At 80.6% G+C, this 1497-nt stretch carries 1 protein-coding gene; it reads left to right on the top strand.

Annotated features, from left to right (window positions below; translation table 11 throughout):
- A partial coding sequence (locus AA75_RS20850) for a KR domain-containing protein (protein ID WP_033821667.1) occupies positions 1-1497 on the top strand: 1497 nt, incomplete at both ends.

Raw genomic sequence — 1497 nt, 5'->3', positions numbered from 1 at the left:
CCCCCGTCGAGGAGCCGGTCGCCCCTGGCCCCGGCGCGGCCGCCGGCCCGCTCGTCGTGATCGGCGGCACCGCCCTGGACGGCACCGCCCTGAACGGTGCCGACCTGACCGGCGCCGACCTCGTGCTCGCCGACCCGGCGGACCCCGAGGCCGCGGCCGCCCTCGGCGCGGACCTGGCCGCCCGGCTCCCCGAGGGCACCCGGCCCACCATCGTCTGGGCCGTCGCCACCGGCCGCCCGCACCAGCACCCGGCCCCCGGCGCGGCCGCCGCCGACACCGGACTGCGGGTCCTCGCCCTGCTCCGCGCCCTGCTGCGCCCGCTCGCCCGGCGCGGCGCCCACCTCGTCGTCCCGTACCCGGCCGACTCCCCGTCAGGACGGACCGCCGGCAGCGGCCTGGCCGCGCTCGGCCGCTCCCTGACGGGGGAGAACCCGCGCTTCGAGCTGACCGCCGTGGCCCTCGCCGACGCCGCCTCCGGCGCCGGACTGCGCACCGCGCTCGCCGCCCTGGCGGACCGGGTGCCCGCCGCCCGGCAGCTCACCGTGGCGGCCGACGGCACCCTGTCGACCACGGCACTGGCTCCGTTCACCCCGGCGGCCGGCGCCGGCCCGGCCTTCCGCCGCGGCGGCCGCTACTGGATCCACGGCATGGGACGGCTGGCCGGCCTCCTCGCCGGGCACCTGCTCGACCGGTACGCCGCCCACCTCGTGCTCACCGGCCGCTCCGCCGCCGACGGTGCCCGCGGCGAGGAACTGCGCGTGCTGGCGGACCGCGCCGCGCAGGCCGGCGGCTCGGTCGAGTACCGGCAGATCACGGGCGACGACCCGGCCGCCCTGCGGACCGCCGCCCGGGCCATCGCGGCCGCCGGCCCGGCCGTCGACGGCGTCCTGCACTGCGCCGGGGTGCTGCGCGACGGCTACGTCCTGCGCAAGACCACGGTCGACGCCCGGGCGGTGATCGACGCCAAGCTGGCCGGCGCGGCGGAGCTGGACGCCGCGACCGCGGACTGGCCGCTGGACTGCTTCGTGGTGTTCTCCTCGGTCTCGGGCGCCCTGGGCAGCCCCGGCCAGGCGGACTACGCCTTCGCCAACGCCGCCGCCGACGAGCTGGTGCGCGCCCGCGCCGGGCGCGGCGGCCCCGGCAGGTCGCTCGCGGTCGCCTGGCCGTTCTGGGCGGACGGCGGGATGCGGCCCGACGGCCCGGCCGAGGAGGTCCTCGGCACGCTCGGCATGCGGGCCCTGCCGACCGCCGACGGTCTCACCGTCCTGGAGACGCTGCTCGCCGCAGGGCCCGTCACCCCGGTGGTGCTGTGCGGCGAACGCGACACCCTGCTCTCCGCCTTCCCGCTGCTGTCGGCCGAGGCACCCGCCCGGCCGGCCGCCCCCGCAGCGGCCGCGGTGGCGGGTGGCGCCGTCGCGGAGGTCCTGCGCGGCCGGCTGGCCGCGGTGGTGGCCGAGGCGACCCGCGCACCGCTGGCGGACGTCGTACCGGAGCGGC

Source organism: Kitasatospora sp. MBT63, assembly GCF_000710465.2.
In the GTDB taxonomy this organism is placed as follows: Bacteria; Actinomycetota; Actinomycetes; order Streptomycetales; family Streptomycetaceae; genus Kitasatospora.
This window is presented reverse-complemented; position numbering and strand designations above follow the sequence as displayed.